Raw genomic sequence first — 21,583 nt, 5'->3', positions numbered from 1 at the left:
AAAGAGGCAAATCGATACGCGCTTATGCGATCGATTTGCCTCTTTTTTTGCTGTATTAATGGGCTCAACGCCGAAATTAGTGCTTGCCATTAATCCTTGCTCTCCCCATTGCTTCCATCCCCATCCTCGTCGCCGATTCGGCTAATGGACTTCTTAAGCTCGGGCTTATCCAATTTTTCGATCGCTTCCTTGGATGGCGCCGATTCATTAAAGGCATAGATGGTTTGGATCGCGCCCAAGTCTTTATTCGATATAGTAGTTGCGATGATTTCACGGTCACCTAGATACCGCCTGATTTTGCCAACTAGATGGTCCAGCAAATCGTCAGCCCTATGCATGCTGGTCACGAACCGTGGGCCTGCCAAATTTCCCGCCCCAGAGCCGGCCTGGGTGCTTGTCATCAGTCGGCTAACCAGCAGCCATGGGCTGAAGGAGGTACGCACGAAGGTATTCTCGCTTCTAGTAGAATCCGTGATGGCCATGCCTACAGAAAGCTTGGATTCAGTGTAGGTGCCTTCACCCTGGAAATGGATCAGGTAGCTGCTGAAATGCATTTCGGCCCAAAATAGATGCGAGAGGGTTTGAGCAGCACTGCCAAATATCCAGAGTAACAAGGGGAAAAAAATCCCATCAAACAGCAGCGTCCCATCTAGGCCATCAATATGCTGGCGATTCGTAACAAATAAAAGCACAGCAGACAACACGACAAGCAAGTGGCCGAAAACTGCCGTATACAGCCTGAGCTGTTGGAATAGGGGAGGATACGCCAGCTCCTCATAAACCGGCTGTGTTTCTTGGATCGTATCGCCAACGAAGCTGCCCTTATCCATGCTGCCTTCCATATTTAGATTTGGGCTAAGCTCCCTGTAAATCCGATTGGGATACTCCTTGTATCTCAAATTGGCAAGCTCCATGTCCAAGGAGCGGAAGAAGTCCTTGGGATGGACATTTTCCTGCCAATGCTCGCGAAATTCGGAAACCTCGGTCAGCGGCTCATACAGCTCTGAGCGGAATTTGGCCAACGTAAGGCTTGCCGCTACAAGGATAGGAATAATCAGGAATAAGGCAATCAGATGTAGTGCAGGTCCGACCGGAGCTTCTGGAAACTGTACGCCTTGCCGCAAAGCGATTTCGCCGATTGCAGGAATGAGTATACTCAGGAGAATCACCCATACGATTCTGCCCTTGCCACCTAATAATCGCGTACTATGCGTATGCTTGACGGAAAGCGTATTAAACAGCCACATCAGCAATAAGGAACAGGCCAGGCCAATTCCAAGCCAGCTGCTGAAAGAGGAGTTAGTGAGCTGGGTGAGGCCAAGTGAGCTTGATAACAGGGCGAGCAAATAGATCAGTAAAGCAATTAAGGAATAACCCGTGTTTTGGATAAGCACATGTAAATAGTTGCGCATGGAGTAAGGCAGGAACAGCATCTTCGGATACAGGCTGTACACCATACGATCCAGCAAGGTAGAGGGCTCACGAAAGGTAATATTTTTTCGCCCGGTCAGCATTTGATCCAAATCCTCGGCGCTGTAGGCCACTCCCGCCTCATACACATGTTTCTCGCTTCGAGCTTCGTTTTTGCTAATGCTTGAGGGGATGCCGCGTCCTACATAGAAACGGAATATTTGCAGCAGCCCTTTCGTCACATAGGCTACACCACCGGCCAACAGAATAAGGCAGATCGCCAGGTTAAGCCAGCCGGCAGCTTGTCCGGTTGCTACCATCTGATTACGTAGTGCAAACAAGGAAATAATCCCTAGTGCCAATATAATCGTGCCGCTCGCTAAATAAAGGATGCCTTCCCGTTTGAACGGATTTTTAATGGAAGGGTCGTCTGAGCCGTACTGAAATGTCATGTTCGTTCCTCACTTTTTCCAGGGTCATAATGTTTAAGAATCTCTCACAATATACCGTTAATACCCGTCCCTTGTCTACTCGAACCAGCTTAATCGCCTATGGAAAGTACATACATCTAACACTGTAAGGAAGGGCATGGTACAATGATCTAAAGGATAGGTGAAAGCGATGAGCGATAAAAAAACGAAGATGAAAATCTCAGAGCTGAAAAGCAAGCTGAATCAATTGTCAAAGCAGGATCTGATGAAGCTATTGGTGGAAAGCTACAAAATGTCCAGTGAGATCCAGGATTATTTAGGTGCGAAGCTTTCTACAGAATCCCATGTGCTGTTAACCATTCTTCGGAATGAGGATCGCAGGGATGACAGCAGTGTAGTGCAGCTAACCGTATGGAAGAAGTGGATGGAGATACCAGCGGCAACACGTGATAAAATCCTCGGAAACGTTTGGTGTGCCCGTTGCTCAAATGCGGTCATCATTCGGGACTATACGATAAGCAGTGAACGGCTAGGCCTTGTGCTAAAAGGGAGCTGCGCAGAATGTGGGGGGCAAGTGAGCAGAGTGGTAGAAAACGATTAGCGCGAAAAAAGCCCCTTCGGACCGTTCAGCTTTAGAGCTAAATGGTCGAAGGGGCTCGTGGTATGACATTCAGCTTTATTCAATAAGCGGTCGCTTCATTATGGGTAAGGCTTCTCCGGTTGCTGCCAAGGGACTTAAAGGATAAAAAGTTATCCCTTGGCACTTGATACAGGTACTGCTGTAGCAGTCAGCCATTTCTTCCATCGTTTCATTACAGGTATCACAGCATTTGGCGGGCAATGATTCATAAAACTCGGTTGTACGCATAAGCATGCAGTTCACTCCCTTTGTTCATGATACTCCTACTATAACACGAATAAATCTGGAAATGTAAGCGCTTTTAATATATTTAATATTTGTTCTTCAATTGGGCTGGGTGTTATACTAGCGCTGACTAAATCACAAGGAGAACTTCGATGAAACTGGGCGCTTTTATTGTTCTGATGCTGCTGTATCCTTTGTTTTTACGGCTTATTCATATATCCGACCTCAGGGTCATCCCCTTGTTAGCTCCGTATGCGTTGGGCATGCTTTCTATAGTCATTATGATCTCGGGAATCTATGAATTTATTCGCAAGAAGCTTCGGGACAAGCAGGAGGAGGAAACCAAGCGGATGGCGACTAACAAACAAACAGATGCACCGATGAGTATTACCTATTCCAGATCCACGTATTACCAGCGAGCCGCAGCGACTGTGATGACCTTTATGATGCTGCTCATTGTTGTGGTCGTGTTTCCTTATGCCCAGGCTCCTGGTGCAACGATTCAAGCTTTTTTACCCGCTTTTATCGCAGCTGTATTTTTCTGTGAATGGATTACCGCTTATTTGATGCTCAGCGAATTTCAGGTAACGAGGTCACCGGGGTTGTTAATCCTTTCCTCTGCCTATTTATTTACCGGATTGATTACGATTCCGCATCTTCTTACCTTTCCTGGCGTGTTTTCTGAAACGGGCCTCTTTAACGCAGGAACCCAGACAGCAACTTGGCTATGGGTGTTCTGGCACGGTGGATTTCCGTTACTGGTGTTCCTCTACGTATTTGTGGATACCAAGTTCAAAAAAGTCAGGTTGACCTCCAAGCAAGCCAAGCTCGGGTTATGGCTAACACTGGGAACGGTCACTTTACTTGTTGCTGGCCTAACCCTGCTATCGCTTCATGCGGATGAGGTGCTGCCGAAAGTTATCCAGGAGGATAATTTCAGAATCATGATCACCTCGGGTGTGGGTCCGGTGGTGTGGCTATTGAATTTGCTGGCACTGGCCGGCCTTGCCTGGTTTGCCCGCGGTCGCACAGTCGTCCAGCTTTGGCTAACCGTCGCGGTGCTGGCTTCGTTGTTGGATGTCACCTTAAGCTTGTTCTCAGGCAGCCGTTACAGTATAGGCTGGTATGCGACACGGATGAATAGCTTATTATCGGCTACCTTGGTTTTGGGAACCCTGCTGTACGAAATACGCATTCTATATTACCGAATTGTGCAGCAGGAGCGAATTTTTCGGACGATATTCGAATTCGCTGCGGTGGGCATAGCCCGGATTGATTTGACCCAGAGGCCATTGGAAGCCAACGGAGCCTTCCAGCAAATGCTAGGCTTTGAGGAGAAGGAGCTCCAAGAGCAAAAGCTGTCCGGACTGACCCATCCCGAGGATGTGCAAAAGGAAGTACGTCCATTTTACGAGCTGCTGGATGGAAAACGGACGAACTACCAGGTGGAGAAGCGGTATTTACATAAGGATGGAAGCATCGTTTGGGGAAATTCGATCGTTTCTTTAGTTCGTGGAGTGAATGATGAGCCTGAATTTTTTATAGGCATGATTGAGGATATTACGAAGCGCAAGGAATATGAACAAAAAATGAAATTCCAAGCGTTTCATGATGCCTTGACGCAGCTTCCTAACCGATTGATGTTCTCCGAAAGATTGAACGAGGCAACGCTCCATGCCAAAGAGACGAATTCAAGGCTTGCCGTGTTATTCATTGATCTGGATGGCTTCAAAAAGGTGAATGATACGCTGGGGCATGATGCCGGAGATATATTGCTGCAGGGTGTGGCAGGCAGGCTGTTAACCTGTGTGAAACCGGAGGATACGGTAGCAAGGTTGGGTGGGGACGAGTTCACGATGATCCTTACGGATTTGGAGGATACCAACTATGCCAAGGAAGTGGCTGGTGCCATATTGGATGTGCTGAGGGAGCCGTTTGAATTGGACGGGCAGCAAGGTACAGTAGGTGCGAGTATAGGCATCAGCTTGTACCCTTACCATGGTGAGGACGCGCAAGCCTTAATGAAGCACGCAGACCTTGCGATGTATAAAGCCAAAGAGGGCGGTAAAAACCAATACGTGCTGTGATGTGAAAGGTGTGTGAGTACCTGCTCGGCCGTTCCTTTAACAGGTTCGGTCTTTTTGGTGCTTCCTTGCGATAAAGAGAAAAAGATTGACAAACTATTTGTATGTGTCATAATGAATATATTGATATGACAATAAGGAGTGATCGAATTGGTTGACGAGAATGCTTCCAACTATACAGCCCGTAAATATCGCACACCAGATGGTGCGCCAGCCGATATTGTTATTTTTACCATCACTACCGAAATCTTGAACCGGGCAACCAAATCATTGCCAAAACGTGAGCTGAAGGTGCTTTTGATCAAAAGAAAGCTATGGCCCTATGAAGGGATGTGGGCCTTGCCTGGAGGCTTCTCGAATGATCAGGAATCGATGTACGAAACGGCGAGAAGAGAGCTTGAAGAGGAGACCGGAGTGAATGCTGTCCATATGGAATATTTCAATGTATACAGCAAGCCGGGGCGTGACCCGCGGGGATGGATCATCTCCCATGCTTTTTTCGCTCTTGTCCATGAGGATTATTTGGTCGAACGCAAGGCCTCCGATGATGCGGCAGATGTAGGCCTGTTCACGGTATCGGAGCTGGGGAGCAAGGGGCTTGAGCTCGCCTTTGACCATCAAGAGGTCATTGGTGATGCGCTGGAGCAAATTCGCAGCAAAATGCTGCTAACCTCGATTGCCAAGGAATTTTTGCCCGATGAATTTACGCTTAGCGAGCTTTACCAGGTGGTTCAAACCGTAGTCCCCGATTTTGAAGAGGCTAATTTTATCCGTAAAATGAAATCGACCCAAAGCCGCAGTGGCGTATTGGAGCAAGTGCTGGATGCCAAGGGAGAACCTAAGAAGTCGAACGAATTCTCGCAGCGTGCTGCCCAGCTTTACCGGTTTACCGGCGTTATGCCGAGGTTATCGTTATACAGCTAGGTTGGGAGTTTGGTGAATAAGTTGCAGTGGTATGAGCGTTGCTGCGTGGCAGGGGTTTTCCTCTAAGAACTTGAACTTATTCAAAAGGAGGCGTATATCATGAATCATTATATGGATAGATGGTACACGGTCGCTGGATTGATGATCGCGATGCTAATTGTTGCGTATTACACCTCATCTTCAACGTTGGAGCTTGTGGCAACCACGACAGGGCTTCTTTGCGTATGGCTGACAGCTAGAGAAAATATTTGGTGCTGGCCGATTGGATTGATTAATACTACCTGCTTTTTCTTTATGTTTTTCGAGTCGAAGCTATATGCCGATATGACGCTTCAGATTGTTTTTTTTCTGCTTAATGTCCAAGGCTGGATGATCTGGCTGACCAAAAAAGCTGGGTCGAAGGTGCGCCCAACTCGGCGTATGACACCATGGATGTGGATGGCTGCACCCGTATTTATCGTAGTGCTTACGATAGGCTGGGGTTATGTGCTGACAGGCTTTACGGATGCTTCGATCCCTTATGCAGATGCTTTTATCGCTACATTAAGTATTGTGGCGCAGATTTTGCTTTCGAACAAAATATTGGAAAACTGGACATTTTGGATAATCGTTGACGTCCTTTCGGTAGGTATGTATGCGTATAAAGAGCTGTATGCGGTCGCTTTTTTATATTTGATTTTTCTGGGAATTGCCGTAGGCGGGTTATATAGCTGGAAAAAGGAATACCTGGAGGTTGGCAAAAGGCAAGGGGGAATCTTCCATGCACGCTAAAAAAATTGGTCTGACGCTCGGGAAATTCGCTCCGCTGCATAGCGGGCACCAATATATGTTTGAAACGGCGCTTGCCGAAATGGATGAGGTTATCGTGATTATTTATGATAGCCCAGATGCGACGGCGATTCCATTGCCTGTACGTTCTGGCTGGATCCAGCAGCTGTATCCGCAGATTCATGTGATCGAGGCGTGGAACGGCCCTGTTGAAAGTGGCTACACACCAGCTATTATGCATGCTCAGGAGCAATATGTAATCGGGCTGCTGAAGGGGCGCACAGTTACGCATTTTTATAGCAGCGAGCGTTATGGCGACCATATGAGCAAAGCCTTACAGGCAACAGACCGCCAAGTCGATCCGGCGCGGGTCACCTATCCGATCTCTGGTACGCAAATACGTGAGGCGGCTCATACCCATAGGCAATTTGTGGCTCCGCTTGTATATCGAGATCTTCTGACATCGGTTGTGCTGCTAGGAGCTCCCTCAACAGGCAAAACTACGCTTGCTGCCGCGCTCGCTGATACCTACCAGACGGTATGGATGCCCGAATATGGACGGGAGTATTGGGCGCAGCACCAGCAGGATCGGCGGCTTGCACCTGAGCAGCTGGTCGAGATTGCCGAGGGGCATATCGAGCGCGAAGACGCGCTATGCATGGAAGCGAACCGGTATTTGATCGTCGATACCAATGCGATCACGACAAGCCTATTCGCGCATTATTATCATGGAGCTGCATTACCGCGGCTCACGGAGCTGGCGCATCTGGCGGCGACACGCTATGACCTCGTATTTTTATGCGAAACGGACATTCCTTATGATAACACCTGGGACCGCTCCGGCGAGGTGCATCGCGAGGTTTTTCAAAAGCAGATGAAAGCCGATCTCTTGCAGCGAAAAATTCCTTTTATCCCGCTCAGTGGCAGCCTTGGGCAGAGAGTAGCGAAGGTAGAAGCCGTATTAAAGGCTTACACCAAATACGATAATCTGGGTGAGCTTTGGGGGCAACGGTTGACCAAAAATGGGATATAGCTAAGGCACAGCTAGGGCATATAGCTAATGGAAGTGATTTGCTTGAGCTTTTAAATTCCCTTATAGTAAATATATCTGTAATAGATATATCGAATGGAATTCCCATCTAAGGAGGTGGCGAGATGATAAAGCGCTTTGAAGCGCGTGTAGAAGCTGTATTGATGACGCCGGATCCGGCATTTTTTATAACGGGGCGTGTAGAGGAGCTGACAGTAGACTTGGGGGGAATCCCCAATGACAGGCATTATGGTCTGCTGCGGCCTGCGGATGTACGGCAAAAGTTTTATCCCCGTGGAAAGCTGATCGCTAATCGGAGGCAGCTGAGTATTGTGTCCGTTGAGGAATGCGAGCTAGTTGCCCAACTGCTGGGCATTGAGCATGTGCTCCCTGAGTGGTTGGGGGCTAATATCCTAGTAAGCGGCTTTCCTAAGCTAACGATGCTGCCGATGGGAGCAAGGCTGCTGTCAGGATCAGGTGCAGGGTTGATTTGTGAAGGGGAAAATAAGCCATGCTCCGGTCCGGCCATTTTAATTGCTAAAGAATGCGCAAATCCTGCACTCCAGGCGAAATTCGTGCGTTCAGCCGCCAAACGCCGTGGAATTGTCTGCTCCGTGGAATGCCCCGGCGATATTCGCCAAGGGGACACGTTGGCTATTGTGATCGCTGATGCATAAGATGCTGCTATATACGTATGCCTGCCACGAAGATGAGGCACCGCTGTGCCAGCTTGAGCTGCGTTCCTTATTCGGTGGCGGCTACGCAGCGCCCCTCGCTCAATATGCAGATGCGTCGAGCATTACAACGCCTAATGGCGCGAGAGATAGAGAAGCCTCCAATAGTGACTCGGCTAATTATCGCAACTATGTACTAAGCAGCATTAGCATAGATGCTAGCCGCAGCCCTTTTATAAAACAAAAGCTGGCCGTGATGTTTAGCGGCGATAGTATTCAGGCGATTACTGCCAGTATTCGAGGGCAGGAGCTGCAAAGCGAACTGTTCAAGGTCGTTTATGTGGAAACAACGGGCGACGACTTGACTGCCCCGGACTATAGTGGGCAGCGGGCAGTAGAGCGAGAGATAGGGGCAGTGATTCGTGGAAAGGCTGAAATGCGCAAGCCCAAGCGGCTATTCGGAATCGCCTATGTCCAAGGTCAATGGCTGTTTGGCGAGTGCGAAACCAATCAAGCGATGTGGCTGAAGCACAATATGAAGCCTCAGCATTATTCGACAGCGCTTAGCACAAGAATGGCGAGGGCCGTCGCCAATATTACGGTGCCATCGCCGGCAGGTGTGAAGGCGATTGATCCGTGCTGCGGGATTGGCACCGTACTGGTCGAGGCCCTTTCGATGGGCATCGATATGGTCGGATCGGACAGCAATCCGCTTGCGGTTCGGGGCGCACGCATAAATTTGGCGCATTTTGGATTGCCCGCGGCAGTCGCCATCCAAGATATGCGCACTTTAACCGGCAGCTACGATGCAGCTGTGCTGGATATGCCTTATAATCTATGCTCGGTTTTATCTACCGAGGAGCAGTTGGCTATGCTGGAGAGTACAAGGCGCCTTGCGGGTAGGGCAGTTATTATTTCGACAGAGGTTATCGATTCGCAAATTGTGCAGGCAGGCTTCCAAATCCTAGACCGCTGTGTAGCGAGGAAAGGAAGCTTTTGTCGGCATGTGCTGGTTTGTGTGTGACATGATTAACCCAATCACCAACCGTTTGATCGGCGCAGCTGCTGCCCTGATCAAACGGTTTTTTTATGTCCGGTCATGTCCGGATTTGTATGAAACGATTAAAGACCTATTGAAATGGTTAATCATTCATAAGAGGCAGTAAATCGCATATGATTGGCTTCAACGCTACTTACATAAAAGGCAATAAGTTAACCAGATGCCAAGCATATGAAAATTCACACTATTCCATGGAGGTTTTGAACAATGACTAATGCGGGTTATCGTTGGCTTAATGCCCTAGCGCTGATTGCCGTACTTTTTGTGAATTGGCTTGCTAATGCACTTCCGATTAATGGTTTAACTACCGGCCAAGTTTCGGCGATGTTTCCCGTCCAGATTACACCAGCACCCTATGTATTCAGCATTTGGGGGCTTATCTATGCGTTCCTGGTCGGTTTTGCCATTATCCAATTTCTGCCCAGCAAAAGGGAGCATGAGGAAATACGGCGGATCGGTCCTTGGTTTATCATTAGCTGTGTATTGAATATGACCTGGATTGTGGTGTGGCAATATTTATTTACAACAACCTCGATATTCGTCATGCTTGGCATTTTGATTACACTCATTGTACTCTATGTAAATACCAGACCCTATGGTTGGTCATCCGACCTGGCTGAACGTTGGTTTGTACAAATACCTTTTAGCATTTATCTGGGATGGATATCCGTGGCAACGATCGTCAATGCTGCTGCTGTTTTATATGACGAAAAGTGGAGCGGCTTCGGGCTCTCCGGTACGACCTGGACCCTCATTTTGATCATGCTGGCTGTCGTAATAACTGTGATTATGGGAATAAGCTATCGTGATCCGGCATTTGTGGCTGTTACGGTATGGGCCTTAATTGGAATTGGTGTGGCGAATTCGAATACTAACACGATTGTATATAGTGCATGGGGAGCGGCTGCAGGTTTGTTCCTATTGGTGGTATGGCTGCTTTTTGCCAAAAATGGCTTGATCTCTAACAATCGACGAGCAAGAATATAAAAAAACAACGATGGAGGAGGTAACAAACGATGACCAATCTTGTACTTCGCTGGCTCAATGTGCTTGCACTTTTCGCTATGCTTTTGTATAGCTGGGTTGCCGATGCACGCCCATTAAATGGATTAACGACAGCAGAAATTTCATCCAGGTTTCTGGTTGCTATCCATCCTGAACTTTATGCCCTTGCAATCTGGGGAGCGATCTACGTACTATTGATTGGCTTCGTTCTTCTGCAATTTATGCCCTCTGTCCGTAAGCATTTGGAGTTTAAAGAAATAGGTCCATGGTTCGTAATAAGCTGCCTGCTGCAAAGCGCTTCAATCCTGCTATGGCATTATTTATATACCGTGCCTTCATTAATGCTAAGCATTGCGCTTTTGCTGGCCTTGATTGTGATTTATACACGAACAAGATCTCAAGGCTGGTCAGCAGATCCGCTGGTGCGTTGGATGGTACAGGTACCCTTCAGCCTTTACTTAGGCTGGACCTTTGTCATGGCTTTGGTTCGAATCTCAGAAGCTTTGCATGAATTCAACCAAGGAGGCTTCGATTTCTCAGGTACAGTGTGGACCCTCTTGATGATCTTTATTATGGTTGCTGTGGCCACTATGGCGGGTATTAACTTTCGCGACCCTGCTTTTATCGGGACAACGGTATGGGGACTAATGGCGATAGGGATTGCGAACTCATTTAATGATACCGTATTTTATACAGCCTGGAGCTTTGCGGGATTGCTGCTGCTTTTAGCAGTTTCGATGCTGTGGGGTGAACCCAGTATCGTTCGCCGTAAAGTACTTGACCGAGTCTAGTGAACAATGCCCAAACACCATGAAATTGCAGACTCTAACCTTATTCCACCACCATGTGGATAAGGTTTTTTGGTTGTATGGTTCTGCCTTTTTTAGCTGAAAATAGAGGGTTCTACCGCGTGAAGTGGAATGTATACGGGATCAGGAATACTTGGGTATGGGGTGACATATATGCCGGATTGGTCGTATCAAACGATATTTCGCCCTTTATTGTTTCGGCTTCCTGCGAAGCTGGCCAGAGATTTCACTTTGCAGGCGATGGGCTCATTAAGCCGAATACCGGGTGGCAGCTTTATTATTCGCACGATGGGTCATATGGAAGCTTCGCCTATATTGGAAAGTAAGCTTGCGGGTATTCCGCTGCGGTACCCTGTTGGATTATCCAGTGGCCTGGATCCCAATGGTACGGCACACAAGGCATTGGCACAATTCGGGCTAGGATTTATTGAAATTGGGCCTGTCACGATAGAGGAACATACAAGCAGCAGTATCGTTATACAACGTGATTCGCCGAACGAAGCGATTATTTACTCAGATGCGGGCATCAATGAAGGCCTGCATCAAATGGTAGCAAGGCTGCGCGCCAAGCAAGGGCATGGCCTTCCGCTTATGCTGAGGATCAAAAGCACACCAGGCTGTACTCCTTTACAGGCACGCAAGGAGCTGCTGGCTATGATGGAGGCGCTCTCCTATTATGCAGCCAGCTTTTATATCGAGACATTGGACGCCAACTGGGCGCTGGCAGATACAATAGCGCATTTGCAGGCCTTGCAGCAGGAGGCGCGTATGCTGCCAACCGTCAAGCCCATGCTGCTCTACATTCCGCTGGACTATCCCTTGGAAGCCTTGGAGCAGCTGATGGAGCTTATAAAACTGGAGCAAGCATGGAGCGGAGCAGTCATTGGCGATACGATCAGGACGGCGGAGGGGGATTGGACAGGAAGGGCAGCCAAACCGCTAACGCTGGATAAAGTCCGTTGTGTTCGCTTATACAACCGCTCTGCCAGCTTTAGCCTGATTGCTTCAGGTGGTATCCACCAGCCTTTGGACGCGTTAGAGCTGATGGACGAAGGTGCCGATTATGTGCAAATCAACAGCGGACTTGTTTATTCGGGGCCGGGCTTGCCTAAACGGATCAATGAAGCGGTCATCTACGAAAAAATCCGTGGGGAAGAGGAGCCGCTGCCTGCTTCCTTTTGGCTGAATTGGGGCTGGATGTGCTTTTTGGGCATTGGAATGATTGTTGGCGGGTTTCTTGCTTGGGTCATAGCGGCTACCGTTGTGGTGCTTCCCTATGACATTTCGTTTCTCGGAATGGAGCCAAGGATACTTGACCAGGCTAATCCCTTGGTGCTGCAATTTATGTCGCATGACCGTGTTACGCTTGCCGGAACAATGATTTCCATTGGCATTTTGTATTACCAGCTGGCACGCCATGGCTTGAGCAAGGGCCAGCATTGGACGAAAATCGCCTTATTCACCTCAGCCGCCGTCGGATTCACTAGTTTTTTTCTGTTCTTGGGCCATGGTTACTTTGACCCTTTGCATGCTCTGGTATCGCTCCTGCTGCTTCCGATGTTTATTCTTTCGATGCGGGGCATTAAGGAACGCCCTTCCTGGGAGCGGCCGAATCTGGTCAATGATCGTACATGGCGGCTAGCGCAGTGGGGCCAGCTGATGATGGTGACACTGGGCATTTCGTTGGCCATTGGGGGGATTGTGATCTCGACGGTTGGCATCACGCAAGTATTCGTCCCACAGGATTTGACGTACCTATGCATGACACCAACCATGCTGAATGAAATCAACGAGCGCTTACTGCCGTTGATTGCCCATGATCGCGCAGGCTTCGGCGGGGCTCTGTTCTCGGATGCGATAGCGATGCTAACGATAGCGCTATGGGGGATTAACCAAGGGCAGCGCTGGCTGTGGTGGACATTTTTACTGGGAGGGCTACCGGGCTTTATAGCGGGGCTTTCGGTGCATTTGACGATTGGGTATACGGATTTTATACATCTGCTGCCTGCTTATTTTGCTTTGATGCTTTATGTGTTTGGGCTTGTCTTTTTATATCCTTATTTGATGAAGGGGCAAAAAAATCCCCGGGCTGGTCTATTACCAAACGCGAATTATCCGAAAAGCTGAGAATATTAACCGGTCGGCCAGGTTTCCTATGGGAAGGGAATCTGGCTTTATTTTGCAAAAATAGCTTAAATATCGCAAATTTGTCATACTTATGATACATAAAGTGGTAAAAAAATGGTTTTATTTAAAACAAAGGTTGACAATGATAATGAGAACCATTATCATTTAATTTATAGAGTCGCTGAGAATTATTATCAAGCTTCAAAAATCGATCCCAGAAGGAGGAAATTCCCCATGCCAATACTTCTTTACTTACTGCTGCCCGGCTTGTCTGTAGCCATGATTTTGGTCGTATTTTATTGTTGGAGTATGCGGGATTACCATACATATGATTCACTGGGATTGAAAAGAAAAGATGCGCGGCAGCTGGCCGCTTCACACAAACCATATATAGTTTAGGAAAAAGGAGGTTTATTGATGCCATCGTTACTAGTAGTAGGTGCGGATCATTTGGGGAATATGCCAGAGCAGTTGGCGAATATTGGTTTTGATAAGGTGACACATATGTCAGGACGTAAATGCCAAATGGTTCGTAAAGGGATTCCTGAGAAAATAGATGCCGTGTTGGTATTGACCGATTATATTAATCATAATTTGACTAAGGTTATTAAGCAGCAGGCCAAAGAGCAGGAGCTGCCGATTTATTACTCCAAAAGATCATGGTGTTCCGTGCAAAAAGCGCTCTGTTCTTGCGAGCATGTGTGCAAATTTATGGAAAGCAATAGTAAAACTTCGGTTTAAATCATTTGCAGAATAACGAAGCCTCCAATACCACTTTACAAGTGGCGTTGGAGGCTTCTATTCGTTCAAGATGGAATCGAGACGGGAGAACCCGCAAAGAATTCCGAAGGATAGCAGAAGTGCAGAAGTATGCGAGCTAGTTAGTAAATATTAGTTAGCTGGAAAAGCTCCTGTTAAAGGGAATAATTAACTGGAGGTTTTCAGGGTTAGGAGCTGAATCCGCTTCGCTTACGCCAGCTGGCTGGCCTTGATCGCTTGGTCCAGGTCATACAAAATATCGTCAATCGATTCCGTGCCGATCGACAAGCGGATCATGCCTGCGGATACGCCCGCAGCTAGCTGCTCCTGCTCATTCAATTGGGCATGGGTTGTGCTGGCCGGATGAATGATCAGCGACTTCGAATCGCCAACATTCGCCAAATGCGAGAACAGCTTCACATGATTGATTACGGAACGTCCCGCATCAATCCCGCCTTTAATGCCGAAGGTCATGATGGCACCTTGGCCTTTAGGCAAATATTTGAGCGCCAGCTCGTAGGAGGCATGGCTTGGCAAGCCAGCATAGCTCACCCATTCTACAGCCTCATGTGCCTCAAGGAACTCGGCAACTTTTAAGGCATTGTAGCTATGGCGCTCCATCCGCAGATGCAGCGTCTCCAGACCCTGCAGCAGCAAGAAGGAGTTGAACGGCGAGATGGATGCTCCCATATCACGCAGCAACTGGACTCTCGCTTTAATAATATAAGCGATCGGCCCAACAGCAGCGGTGTAGACAACGCCGTTATAGCTTGGGTCCGGCTCGGTCAGCCCAGGGAATTTGCCGCTGGCCGCCCAGTCAAACTTACCGCCATCTACAATGATGCCGCCGATCGATGTACCATGTCCACCAATGAACTTGGTGGCCGAGTGGACAACGATATCTGCACCGTGCTCGATGGGGCGGCATAAATAAGGGCTTGGGAATGTGTTGTCGATAATCAACGGGATTCCGTGCTCATGCGCAACCGCGGCGATAGCAGCGATGTCCAATACATCGCCTTTGGGATTGCCAATGGATTCGGCAAAAATCGCCTTGGTTTTATCTGTAATCGCAGCGCGAAAATGCTCAGGATTGGAAGGGTCAACGAACTTTACGTTGATTCCAAGCTTTGGTAATGTAATAGCGAATAAATTATAAGTGCCGCCGTACAAGCTGGCCGCCGATACAATTTCATCGCCTGCTCCAGCAATATTCAGGATGGAGTATGTAATGGCGGCTTGTCCGGAGGCGGTAGCTAATGCAGCGGGGGCTCCCTCTAGCGCGGCCACTCTTTTTTCGAATACATCGGTAGTTGGATTCATGATGCGGGTATAAATATTGCCGAATTCCTTAAGTGCAAATAAATCGGCTGCATGATCGGTATCGCGGAATCCGTAGGAAGTCGTTTGATACAAAGGCACAGCACGTGACATGGTAGTTGGATCAATCTCCTGTCCGGCATGCACCGCTAAGGTTTCCAAATTAAGCTTTCTTTCCTCAGACATTGATAAATTCCTCCTCATGATAATGAACTGAAATGATTGAAATGAATTGAAACCGACAGTGAAACTGAAACGGGTAAAATAAACTTGAGCGCGAAAGCTCTAGCTGGTTTTAACGCAATGTAAACGTTTTATCCCTTCTTATCTTCTCATATTTGGCAATGAATTAAAAGGGATGGTAAGCTGCTTATAGAATGGTGGTTCTGATTGCGGTAAGTGGTAGAGAAATAGATGATTACCTGAATCGCCTTGTATCGATTTTTTTGCTAAACTGGAATAGAGAAGAGTGGTCACTGATAATAGTAGGAAACGATTGAAAGAGGGGTATCGCATGGGGAAAATAGTGTGTTTGATCACTGAGGATTTTGCTGACTTCGAGATTACTTTGGTATTTCATAAAATCAAAAACATAGGCAAACGAGAGGTGCTATCGGCAGGTTACACCTACGAGGCTGTCAAAAGTGAGTCTGGATTGAACTACAAGCCCGACTTAACAGTCTCAGAAGCTCTGAAGCTTGACGATATTGAAGCACTGATTATTCCTGGCGGGCCGATCCGATGCCAGCAATCGGAGCTTACCGAGCTGATTCTCAAGCTGGATGGGCAAAAAAAGCTGATTGCAGCGATATGTAACGGGCCACAATATTTGGGCAGGGCTGGTATTTTGAACGATCACAGCTTTACGACCTCTTGCTCCGTAGAAGCGATACAAAAGCTGGGCGTAGAGAACCCTTTTCCACGTGAGAATTATATCGATCAAAGGGTTGTAAAGGATCGAAATATCATTACCGCCAAAGGTCGCGCATTTGTTGATTTCTCCTTTGAGATATTTGATTATTTGGATATTTATCAAGGCCAATATGAAGAACAAGAGCAGCTCTTTAAAGATATTATGAACAAATAAAGGATTACTATCAAAATTAACGCTTGATATTCACGATCAAAAACATCGCAAGATCTCAAAAAACTCAAAAAGGGCTATAATACGATGTTTTTCATCGTATTATAGCCCTCTTGCCCATGTTCGCCAGAAGGAAAGTAAGGAAAGTCGTCAAGCTTAGACTCTTACTGAGGCACTTGCGTTTGCTGTTCGACGATTTTCTCCATGCTGCGATTGAAGGCAGTAATCGTAATCGGCTGGCTGCGGTCAAGCTTGGAGAAATCGACCTCGATTTCCCAAGGCAGCTCGTGGGATACGCCAAGCGATTTGCCTGCTTGGCTATAGCTCACAGCAAAAGGCTGCTCGCTAAAAGGCATAGAAACATAAGTGAACAGCTTGCGTTTACCCTGCAGGTTGCTGGCCTGGGCGAGCGGTTTGTAGGTGATACTTTCCTTCGTGTTGGCATTATCCTTCACCTCGCTTAGGTAAAGGTCGCTTTGGATTAGGCGCTGGTAGATGCGGTCGGCGAATGCATTTTCGCCCAGATCGTATACCGTATCCATGTTACTGCGCACAGCCCTGTCTTTGCTGAAGTTAAAATAAGTGATGGCTTTAACCCTCGGATATAACCTCGGTAAATACGCATAAAGATCGCCAAGCTGGTTTTCTGCCCAGCGCTCGTAGCTTACATTTTTCACCAGGTTGAAATGCGATACTCCGCTCTCAGAAATCATAATAGGCTTGCCGGGATAGGCATCGTATAAAGGACGGAACGAGTCGAGAAAGCCACTTTTGTCATTAACAGCGCTTTGCGGGCCGCCAGTAGCATAAAGGGAGTAGCCAATCCAATCGACATATTCATCTCCTGGATAATAATCGTGGATGCTGTCTCTGGGCATAAAGTTAGGCGACCAGACCATTACAACATTAGGGGCTTCTTCCTTCATAATCTTATGAATAAGCCTGAATTTCTCAATATATTTGGCGGGTTCGCCGTACCAAGGGACCCACGCCCCGTTCATCTCCGAAGCATACCGCAGAAATACCGGAATGCCGGAAGCTTTGGCTTCCTTGGCGAATGTCCGCACATATTCATCATCCTGCACATCATCCAGCCCATACCGCGGCTCCCAGCCAATCTGCAAGGAGCCACCCATCGCTTTCGCATTTTCGGCTTGCTGCACCGGAAAATAGGAATTCGTCTGCGTCTGGACCTTACGCCAGCCGACATAGGTCAAATACATCGCATGGGTCCGTCCATATACAGGTTCAATCTGCTTCCAGTTGAAGCCAACACGCTTGTCGGCACCAAGCATGCCCAAGTAAACACCCGTCACAGGCTCAAACTTGGCAGGCTGGGCAGCCGCTGTAGTGGGCGCGCTTACAAATGCTTCCAATGTAGCATAGCTGGACGGGCTCGCGACGGGCTCTGCCGAGGACACCAAGGGCAGCTTATCCGTATCATTATCCGCATATTGCCGGCTGAGTGCGTCCAAGGTTTCGGCTTGGTTAAGCTCGTTGACGCTTCTATGATAAGCGGCCTTTCTGCTCGTGTAGTCTGCAGCTAGCCGCCACTCCTTATTCTCGACCGCGTTCTCAATCTGCATCTCCCACCAGGGCAAAGTAGTATTGGTAGGCACTGCCTCTGTGGGGGGCTTGGGTAAGGCTAAAGGAACGGTCTGCCAACGCTGCTGCGCCCAATATACAATAACCCCTACAAACAAACATGCAGAAAACAATAAAAGCTTCTTCATTCGCAGCCTCCTTTAGCTATAAGCTTTTGCTTGGGTGTACTCATTTAGTATACATGAAAAAAGCAATAGATAGTTGAAAGTCTTCGCTCTGTCTTCAATGCTTCGCTTCAAATTTCAAGCAGGCATGTCCCGATGATTTTTTGACTACAACGGAGGGCAACTCGCGGGTTTTGAAGCCAAAGGCTTTACAGCCCTTAGGCATGGCTGGATCCCAGGTTACATAATAATAAACACATTTTATACAGTTAATCGGTTTGGCTACAGGCTGTTCGTTGTTGCTCTTGTTACGCATAGGGTTAGTACCTTCCTACTTTCTATTATTATATATGCATAAAAATGCTGTGTATGTTTGGTTCTATGGGCTGGTTGCATTATCCTGCAAGCTTTCGACAAAACTTCCTATTGCAGCGTGTAACAATTTTAGTTACGATATGTATCATAAATTGTGATACGTTATGTATCTTATTTTATCTGATCTATGTGAGCTATGTCAATTAAAAAGGGAAGGAGCAAGCCCTAGTGAATGCCGATAAGGAGTTGGAATTGGAGTTGCAGCGAATACCGGGAGTGGCACACGAAGGCAGGATGAAGATCATACGGATCAACGGCTGCCAGGTTGACTCCAAGTGGGCCCATATGGATATCATTTGGATTCATGCCAAAGGACTCCGTTTACAAACCGATCTGTTGCTTCCGTGCGGCCAGCAGCTAATATGGGAGCTCCGGCTTAGTGAAAGGCTAGACGACAGCCCCGGTTTACAGGGGATCTTGGTGAACCAGATCGGTCTGCAGCTTCCTAATGGCATGTACATGTATGAAGCCAGGTTTATTAGGGACAGGGAACATCCCTTTATGAGGTTGAGGAGAGAAAGCTACAGTGAATATAGCCTGGAAAAAAAGGCAAAGGAGGGGCAAAAGCTGGACTTGCTTGGATAATTTCTAAAGATTTATTGATCTGTTTGATTTCGACAAAAATAATAGAAAACTTTTTTAAATGCTTACCATCAAGTGACACTTTTTTTTAAACGTTTCCATTATAATAACATCGTTCCTTGTTATATTAATCTACTTAAATGGAGAGTGGAAATTTAATGATAGATTCCAAAATTACCCTTGATATACGTGCGGTTTTAGCTGAGCTTCATATATCTATGAAGCAGCTGGAGGAAGCCAAGGTGCTAAATCCCATCCATCACGCCTACAATGAGGTCGCTTTTATCAAGAGTCAAGAGGTAATAACAGAGTCGTATCACAGGGAAATCAATATAAGCTCCTGCAGCTAGCCATAACAAAAAAGCCCATTGCTTCCAAGTTGGAAGGAGGGCTCATTTTTTCTGGTAAGCTTATAGCTGCGCAGCGCTCCCCAGCCTAGGACTAGGAGGATGAGCGTTGTGCGCGAATGAAATGAATAAAACGCATCGCTTCCTCGGAAGTTAATTCCCTTCCATCGATCATCAAGGCGAATTTGTCCAGCACTGCTTGGTCGGATAGCTCCAATTGGCTGACAAACTCGGAGGCATTGGGGTCGGGCGTTTGGCTGGGGGCTTCGTCGCGACCCATTAAATAATCTACAGATACATGAAAAAAATCGGCGATCTTTTGGATGGTTTCATAATCCGGTTCTCTTCGATTATTTTCATAATGGGATAAAGCAGAGCGGGTAATGCCTACTTTATGGGCGAGCTCTTCTTGGGTTAAGTGTTTTTCGTCCCGAAGACCTGCTATTCTATGTCCATACTTCATTTCATGCCACTCCTCTCACACTTACACCTAAGCATCATACCCAAATGTTCATTACTCAGTTAATTGTACTATAAAAGTGGTTTGCCGAAAATGGTTGACTTGATACAATATGTATAGTAATCTTTGTTTAATGATACATTATGTATCTAAACCTATTTTATTCCAATTGGAGAGGTTTTATACATGGCACTTAAAAAAGTTTTGATCATAGCTCCTTTCACGGTGTTGCCTGGTGAGAAAGGCTTTAATCGGTTTCGCTATATTGCCGAAGAGCTTGCCAGATTGGGCCATGAGGTGGAGCTGGTAACCAGCAACTACTCCCACGCAGAGAAAAGCTTCCGCCAGCACGAGAATGGGAGATGGATAGGGCCATCACTTCCCTATAGGCTTACGCTCATCGAGGAGCGGGGCTATAGCCGTAATGTAAGCTTGGAGCGTATCCGAAGCCATCGCTGCTTTGAGCGCAACCTCAGGCTATACCTGGAACGCAAAGAGCAAACTGAACATGTGGTGTATGCAGCATACCCGTTAATGGGGGCAGCCCGAATGGCAGGGAGTTATGCGAAGCGGCTAGGCATTCCGTTTATTCTGGACATCCAGGACATTTGGCCGGAGTCGATTAATAGCGTGCTGAAGCTGCCAGAGCCTTGGTTGAAGCTGTTAGTTTCACCGTTCACCACGTATGCGAACCAGGTGTATAAGCTGGCTGACTACATCGTGGGCGTCTCGGATACGTATGTAGCACGGGGTAAAACGGCGAACCAGAACGCCAAAGCGTACCATTGCCTATTCATCGGTGCCGACCAGGCTTATTTCGATGCCTGTGCCTGCCGGGAAATTGCGGTTGAGAAGCCACTAGGGCAGTTTTGGGTCACCTACATTGGAACGTTAAGCCATAGCTACGATATCGAAACCGTTATTAAGGCGGTCTCGTTGCTGGAGCGTACCGGCTATGAGAATGTGGTGCTTAACATTTTTGGTTCAGGTCCCCATGAAGCACGCTTTAAGGAGCTTGCCGAGCAATTACAGGCACCTGTGAGGTTTATGGGCCATCACTCCTATGAGGATATGGTGCCTTATCTGGTTCGCTCTGATGTTGCAGCCAACGCGATAGCCAAGGGAGCGCTGGCTAGTGTAACGAATAAAATCGGTGATTTCTTATTTGCCGGCTTGCCAATGATCAATAGCTGTGAAAATAAGGAGGTGATGGACTTAGTTGCGAATTCGAATATTGGCTTCAACTATAAACCAGGCGATTTTACGAACTGCGCCCATTATATTGCTTTATTATTTCATCAGAGGCAAACGGGCAGGCAGCTTGGAGCGAATTCAAGAAAGCTTGCTGAGAGCAGATTTGACCGACGGAAAACGTATCCAGAGCTATACCGAATGATTGAAAACATGTGAGTTAGAGGGGCCAAGAAATATGAAGTATGGTCAACGCATTTGTCTGCTCCGCGAAGAAAAGCAGTTGACTCAGGAGGAACTGGCGGAGCGAATCGGGATTTCACGTGCTGCCTTATCGCATTATGAGAATAATCGGAGGGAGCCCGATTTTGAAACCCTAAAGCATATAGCCGATTTTTTTTATGTCAATGTTGATTATTTATTGGGAGGAATCGGACGTATTCACAAGGAGGATCCGCAGGCTAACTCCAAACCCGCCAGGCTGTTAGGCTACCACATTGTCCATTTTAGGCATTGGGTTTACTCGAATCGGCTACTATAGCGGCAAGCTACATAAGTACAATATGTAT

General features: G+C 47.4%; 24 protein-coding genes. 18 read left to right on the top strand and 6 right to left on the bottom strand.

From position 1 onward, the window contains the following. Positions 1-89 precede the first annotated feature (89 nt). Entirely contained in the window at positions 90-1,862 is a 1,773-nt protein-coding gene (locus tag G9U52_RS06245; RefSeq protein ID WP_166147387.1) for a hypothetical protein, read from the bottom strand. Between the two features lie 169 nt (positions 1,863-2,031). Between G9U52_RS06245 and G9U52_RS06240 the strand changes: the two genes are divergently transcribed. Then, positions 2,032-2,442, top strand: a complete 411-nt coding sequence (locus G9U52_RS06240; RefSeq protein WP_166147385.1) for a hypothetical protein — start codon at positions 2,032-2,034, stop codon at positions 2,440-2,442. A gap of 75 nt (positions 2,443-2,517) precedes the next feature. Here the strand turns inward: G9U52_RS06240 and yhfH are convergent, their stop codons facing one another. Further along, on the bottom strand, positions 2,518-2,715 hold the full coding sequence (yhfH, locus tag G9U52_RS06235; protein ID WP_166147383.1) for a protein YhfH: 198 nt from the start codon (positions 2,713-2,715) through the stop codon (positions 2,518-2,520). A 143-nt stretch (positions 2,716-2,858) separates the two neighbouring features. Here yhfH and G9U52_RS06230 point away from each other — a divergent pair, with 143 nt between their 5' ends. The 12 genes from G9U52_RS06230 to G9U52_RS06175 all read left to right on the top strand — a co-directional run bounded on the left by G9U52_RS06230 (position 2,859) and on the right by G9U52_RS06175 (position 13,928). Then, positions 2,859-4,793 (top strand): GGDEF domain-containing protein, encoded by a 1,935-nt coding sequence (locus G9U52_RS06230; RefSeq protein WP_166147381.1) that lies wholly within the window; start codon positions 2,859-2,861, stop codon positions 4,791-4,793. Positions 4,794-4,940: 147 nt separating this feature from the next. Beyond that, positions 4,941-5,714 (top strand): NUDIX domain-containing protein, encoded by a 774-nt coding sequence (locus G9U52_RS06225; protein WP_166147370.1) that lies wholly within the window; start codon positions 4,941-4,943, stop codon positions 5,712-5,714. Positions 5,715-5,813: 99 nt separating this feature from the next. Further along, the gene (gene pnuC, locus G9U52_RS06220; protein ID WP_243767169.1) at positions 5,814-6,485 is read left to right on the top strand and encodes a nicotinamide riboside transporter PnuC; all 672 of its coding nucleotides are present in this window, start codon (positions 5,814-5,816) and stop codon (positions 6,483-6,485) included. Next, the gene (locus tag G9U52_RS06215) at positions 6,475-7,515 is read left to right on the top strand and encodes an AAA family ATPase (RefSeq protein ID WP_166147368.1); all 1,041 of its coding nucleotides are present in this window, start codon (positions 6,475-6,477) and stop codon (positions 7,513-7,515) included. Before pnuC ends, G9U52_RS06215 begins: the two co-directional genes overlap by 11 nt. Before the next feature lie 122 nt (positions 7,516-7,637). Next, positions 7,638-8,189, top strand: a complete 552-nt coding sequence (locus G9U52_RS06210) for an MOSC domain-containing protein (protein ID WP_166147365.1) — start codon at positions 7,638-7,640, stop codon at positions 8,187-8,189. Further along, positions 8,182-9,210: a TRM11 family SAM-dependent methyltransferase gene (locus tag G9U52_RS06205; protein WP_243767168.1), complete on the top strand. Its 1,029-nt coding sequence runs from the start codon at positions 8,182-8,184 to the stop codon at positions 9,208-9,210. The genes G9U52_RS06210 and G9U52_RS06205 overlap by 8 nt, the downstream gene beginning before the upstream one ends. Then, positions 9,191-9,352: a hypothetical protein gene (locus G9U52_RS06200; RefSeq protein ID WP_166147363.1), complete on the top strand. Its 162-nt coding sequence runs from the start codon at positions 9,191-9,193 to the stop codon at positions 9,350-9,352. Before G9U52_RS06205 ends, G9U52_RS06200 begins: the two co-directional genes overlap by 20 nt. A gap of 101 nt (positions 9,353-9,453) precedes the next feature. Beyond that, positions 9,454-10,233 (top strand): TspO-related membrane protein, encoded by a 780-nt coding sequence (locus tag G9U52_RS06195; protein ID WP_166147361.1) that lies wholly within the window; start codon positions 9,454-9,456, stop codon positions 10,231-10,233. Positions 10,234-10,262: 29 nt separating this feature from the next. Beyond that, a complete protein-coding gene (locus tag G9U52_RS06190) occupies positions 10,263-11,042 on the top strand; it encodes a TspO-related membrane protein (protein WP_166147358.1) in 780 nt (259 codons plus the stop codon). A 171-nt stretch (positions 11,043-11,213) separates the two neighbouring features. Next, entirely contained in the window at positions 11,214-13,187 is a 1,974-nt protein-coding gene (locus tag G9U52_RS06185; RefSeq protein ID WP_166147356.1) for a dihydroorotate dehydrogenase, read from the top strand. A 234-nt stretch (positions 13,188-13,421) separates the two neighbouring features. After that, positions 13,422-13,586 (top strand): hypothetical protein, encoded by a 165-nt coding sequence (locus tag G9U52_RS06180; protein WP_166147353.1) that lies wholly within the window; start codon positions 13,422-13,424, stop codon positions 13,584-13,586. A gap of 18 nt (positions 13,587-13,604) precedes the next feature. Next, the gene (locus tag G9U52_RS06175; protein WP_166147351.1) at positions 13,605-13,928 is read left to right on the top strand and encodes a DUF2325 domain-containing protein; all 324 of its coding nucleotides are present in this window, start codon (positions 13,605-13,607) and stop codon (positions 13,926-13,928) included. A 228-nt stretch (positions 13,929-14,156) separates the two neighbouring features. On the opposite strand, the gene G9U52_RS06170 is transcribed toward G9U52_RS06175, so the two are convergent. Beyond that, the gene (locus G9U52_RS06170; RefSeq protein ID WP_166147348.1) at positions 14,157-15,452 is read right to left on the bottom strand and encodes a homocysteine synthase; all 1,296 of its coding nucleotides are present in this window, start codon (positions 15,450-15,452) and stop codon (positions 14,157-14,159) included. A gap of 328 nt (positions 15,453-15,780) precedes the next feature. Between G9U52_RS06170 and G9U52_RS06165 the strand changes: the two genes are divergently transcribed. Beyond that, on the top strand, positions 15,781-16,353 hold the full coding sequence (locus G9U52_RS06165; protein WP_166147346.1) for a DJ-1/PfpI family protein: 573 nt from the start codon (positions 15,781-15,783) through the stop codon (positions 16,351-16,353). A gap of 161 nt (positions 16,354-16,514) precedes the next feature. Here G9U52_RS06165 and G9U52_RS06160 read toward each other — a convergent pair whose 3' ends face one another. Then, a complete protein-coding gene (locus G9U52_RS06160) occupies positions 16,515-18,083 on the bottom strand; it encodes a glycoside hydrolase family 26 protein (protein ID WP_166147344.1) in 1,569 nt (522 codons plus the stop codon). A 94-nt stretch (positions 18,084-18,177) separates the two neighbouring features. Further along, on the bottom strand, positions 18,178-18,375 hold the full coding sequence (locus G9U52_RS06155) for a uracil-DNA glycosylase (RefSeq protein WP_166147341.1): 198 nt from the start codon (positions 18,373-18,375) through the stop codon (positions 18,178-18,180). 227 nt (positions 18,376-18,602) lie between these two features. Here G9U52_RS06155 and G9U52_RS06150 point away from each other — a divergent pair, with 227 nt between their 5' ends. After that, a complete protein-coding gene (locus G9U52_RS06150; protein ID WP_166147339.1) occupies positions 18,603-19,019 on the top strand; it encodes a hypothetical protein in 417 nt (138 codons plus the stop codon). Positions 19,020-19,174: 155 nt separating this feature from the next. Continuing rightward, complete coding sequence (locus G9U52_RS06145) at positions 19,175-19,366, top strand: hypothetical protein (RefSeq protein WP_166147337.1); 192 nt, start codon at positions 19,175-19,177, stop codon at positions 19,364-19,366. 91 nt (positions 19,367-19,457) lie between these two features. Here the strand turns inward: G9U52_RS06145 and G9U52_RS06140 are convergent, their stop codons facing one another. Beyond that, positions 19,458-19,826: a helix-turn-helix domain-containing protein gene (locus G9U52_RS06140; RefSeq protein WP_166147334.1), complete on the bottom strand. Its 369-nt coding sequence runs from the start codon at positions 19,824-19,826 to the stop codon at positions 19,458-19,460. Between the two features lie 183 nt (positions 19,827-20,009). Here G9U52_RS06140 and G9U52_RS06135 point away from each other — a divergent pair, with 183 nt between their 5' ends. Beyond that, positions 20,010-21,233, top strand: coding sequence for a glycosyltransferase family 4 protein (locus tag G9U52_RS06135; protein ID WP_166147332.1), 1,224 nt, complete (start codon positions 20,010-20,012; stop codon positions 21,231-21,233). Between the two features lie 19 nt (positions 21,234-21,252). Next, positions 21,253-21,555 (top strand): helix-turn-helix domain-containing protein, encoded by a 303-nt coding sequence (locus G9U52_RS06130; RefSeq protein WP_166147330.1) that lies wholly within the window; start codon positions 21,253-21,255, stop codon positions 21,553-21,555. The last annotated feature ends 28 nt before the right edge of the window (positions 21,556-21,583 follow it).

Source organism: Paenibacillus agricola (assembly GCF_011440305.1).
GTDB classification, from domain to species: Bacteria; Bacillota; Bacilli; order Paenibacillales; family NBRC-103111; genus Paenibacillus_S; species Paenibacillus_S agricola.
The sequence above is the reverse complement of the archived record's forward strand: the minus strand, read 5'-3'. Positions and strand labels throughout refer to the sequence as shown.

Excerpts from the sequence above, each read along its gene's own strand:
- G9U52_RS06245 (WP_166147387.1), bottom strand. The coding sequence starts at position 1,862 with ATGACATTTCAGTACGGCTCAGACGACCCTTCCATTAAAAATCCGTTC.
- G9U52_RS06240 (WP_166147385.1), top strand. The coding sequence starts at position 2,032 with ATGAGCGATAAAAAAACGAAGATGAAAATCTCAGAGCTGAAAAGCAAG.
- yhfH (WP_166147383.1), bottom strand. The coding sequence starts at position 2,715 with ATGCTTATGCGTACAACCGAGTTTTATGAATCATTGCCCGCCAAATGC.
- G9U52_RS06230 (WP_166147381.1), top strand. The coding sequence starts at position 2,859 with ATGAAACTGGGCGCTTTTATTGTTCTGATGCTGCTGTATCCTTTGTTT.
- pnuC (WP_243767169.1), top strand. The coding sequence starts at position 5,814 with ATGAATCATTATATGGATAGATGGTACACGGTCGCTGGATTGATGATC.
- G9U52_RS06215 (WP_166147368.1), top strand. The coding sequence starts at position 6,475 with ATGCACGCTAAAAAAATTGGTCTGACGCTCGGGAAATTCGCTCCGCTG.
- G9U52_RS06210 (WP_166147365.1), top strand. The coding sequence starts at position 7,638 with ATGATAAAGCGCTTTGAAGCGCGTGTAGAAGCTGTATTGATGACGCCG.
- G9U52_RS06205 (WP_243767168.1), top strand. The coding sequence starts at position 8,182 with ATGCATAAGATGCTGCTATATACGTATGCCTGCCACGAAGATGAGGCA.
- G9U52_RS06200 (WP_166147363.1), top strand. The coding sequence starts at position 9,191 with ATGTGCTGGTTTGTGTGTGACATGATTAACCCAATCACCAACCGTTTG.
- G9U52_RS06195 (WP_166147361.1), top strand. The coding sequence starts at position 9,454 with ATGACTAATGCGGGTTATCGTTGGCTTAATGCCCTAGCGCTGATTGCC.
- G9U52_RS06190 (WP_166147358.1), top strand. The coding sequence starts at position 10,263 with ATGACCAATCTTGTACTTCGCTGGCTCAATGTGCTTGCACTTTTCGCT.
- G9U52_RS06185 (WP_166147356.1), top strand. The coding sequence starts at position 11,214 with ATGCCGGATTGGTCGTATCAAACGATATTTCGCCCTTTATTGTTTCGG.
- G9U52_RS06180 (WP_166147353.1), top strand. The coding sequence starts at position 13,422 with ATGCCAATACTTCTTTACTTACTGCTGCCCGGCTTGTCTGTAGCCATG.
- G9U52_RS06175 (WP_166147351.1), top strand. The coding sequence starts at position 13,605 with ATGCCATCGTTACTAGTAGTAGGTGCGGATCATTTGGGGAATATGCCA.
- G9U52_RS06170 (WP_166147348.1), bottom strand. The coding sequence starts at position 15,452 with ATGTCTGAGGAAAGAAAGCTTAATTTGGAAACCTTAGCGGTGCATGCC.
- G9U52_RS06165 (WP_166147346.1), top strand. The coding sequence starts at position 15,781 with ATGGGGAAAATAGTGTGTTTGATCACTGAGGATTTTGCTGACTTCGAG.
- G9U52_RS06160 (WP_166147344.1), bottom strand. The coding sequence starts at position 18,083 with ATGAAGAAGCTTTTATTGTTTTCTGCATGTTTGTTTGTAGGGGTTATT.
- G9U52_RS06155 (WP_166147341.1), bottom strand. The coding sequence starts at position 18,375 with ATGCGTAACAAGAGCAACAACGAACAGCCTGTAGCCAAACCGATTAAC.
- G9U52_RS06145 (WP_166147337.1), top strand. The coding sequence starts at position 19,175 with ATGATAGATTCCAAAATTACCCTTGATATACGTGCGGTTTTAGCTGAG.
- G9U52_RS06140 (WP_166147334.1), bottom strand. The coding sequence starts at position 19,826 with ATGAAGTATGGACATAGAATAGCAGGTCTTCGGGACGAAAAACACTTA.
- G9U52_RS06135 (WP_166147332.1), top strand. The coding sequence starts at position 20,010 with ATGGCACTTAAAAAAGTTTTGATCATAGCTCCTTTCACGGTGTTGCCT.
- G9U52_RS06130 (WP_166147330.1), top strand. The coding sequence starts at position 21,253 with ATGAAGTATGGTCAACGCATTTGTCTGCTCCGCGAAGAAAAGCAGTTG.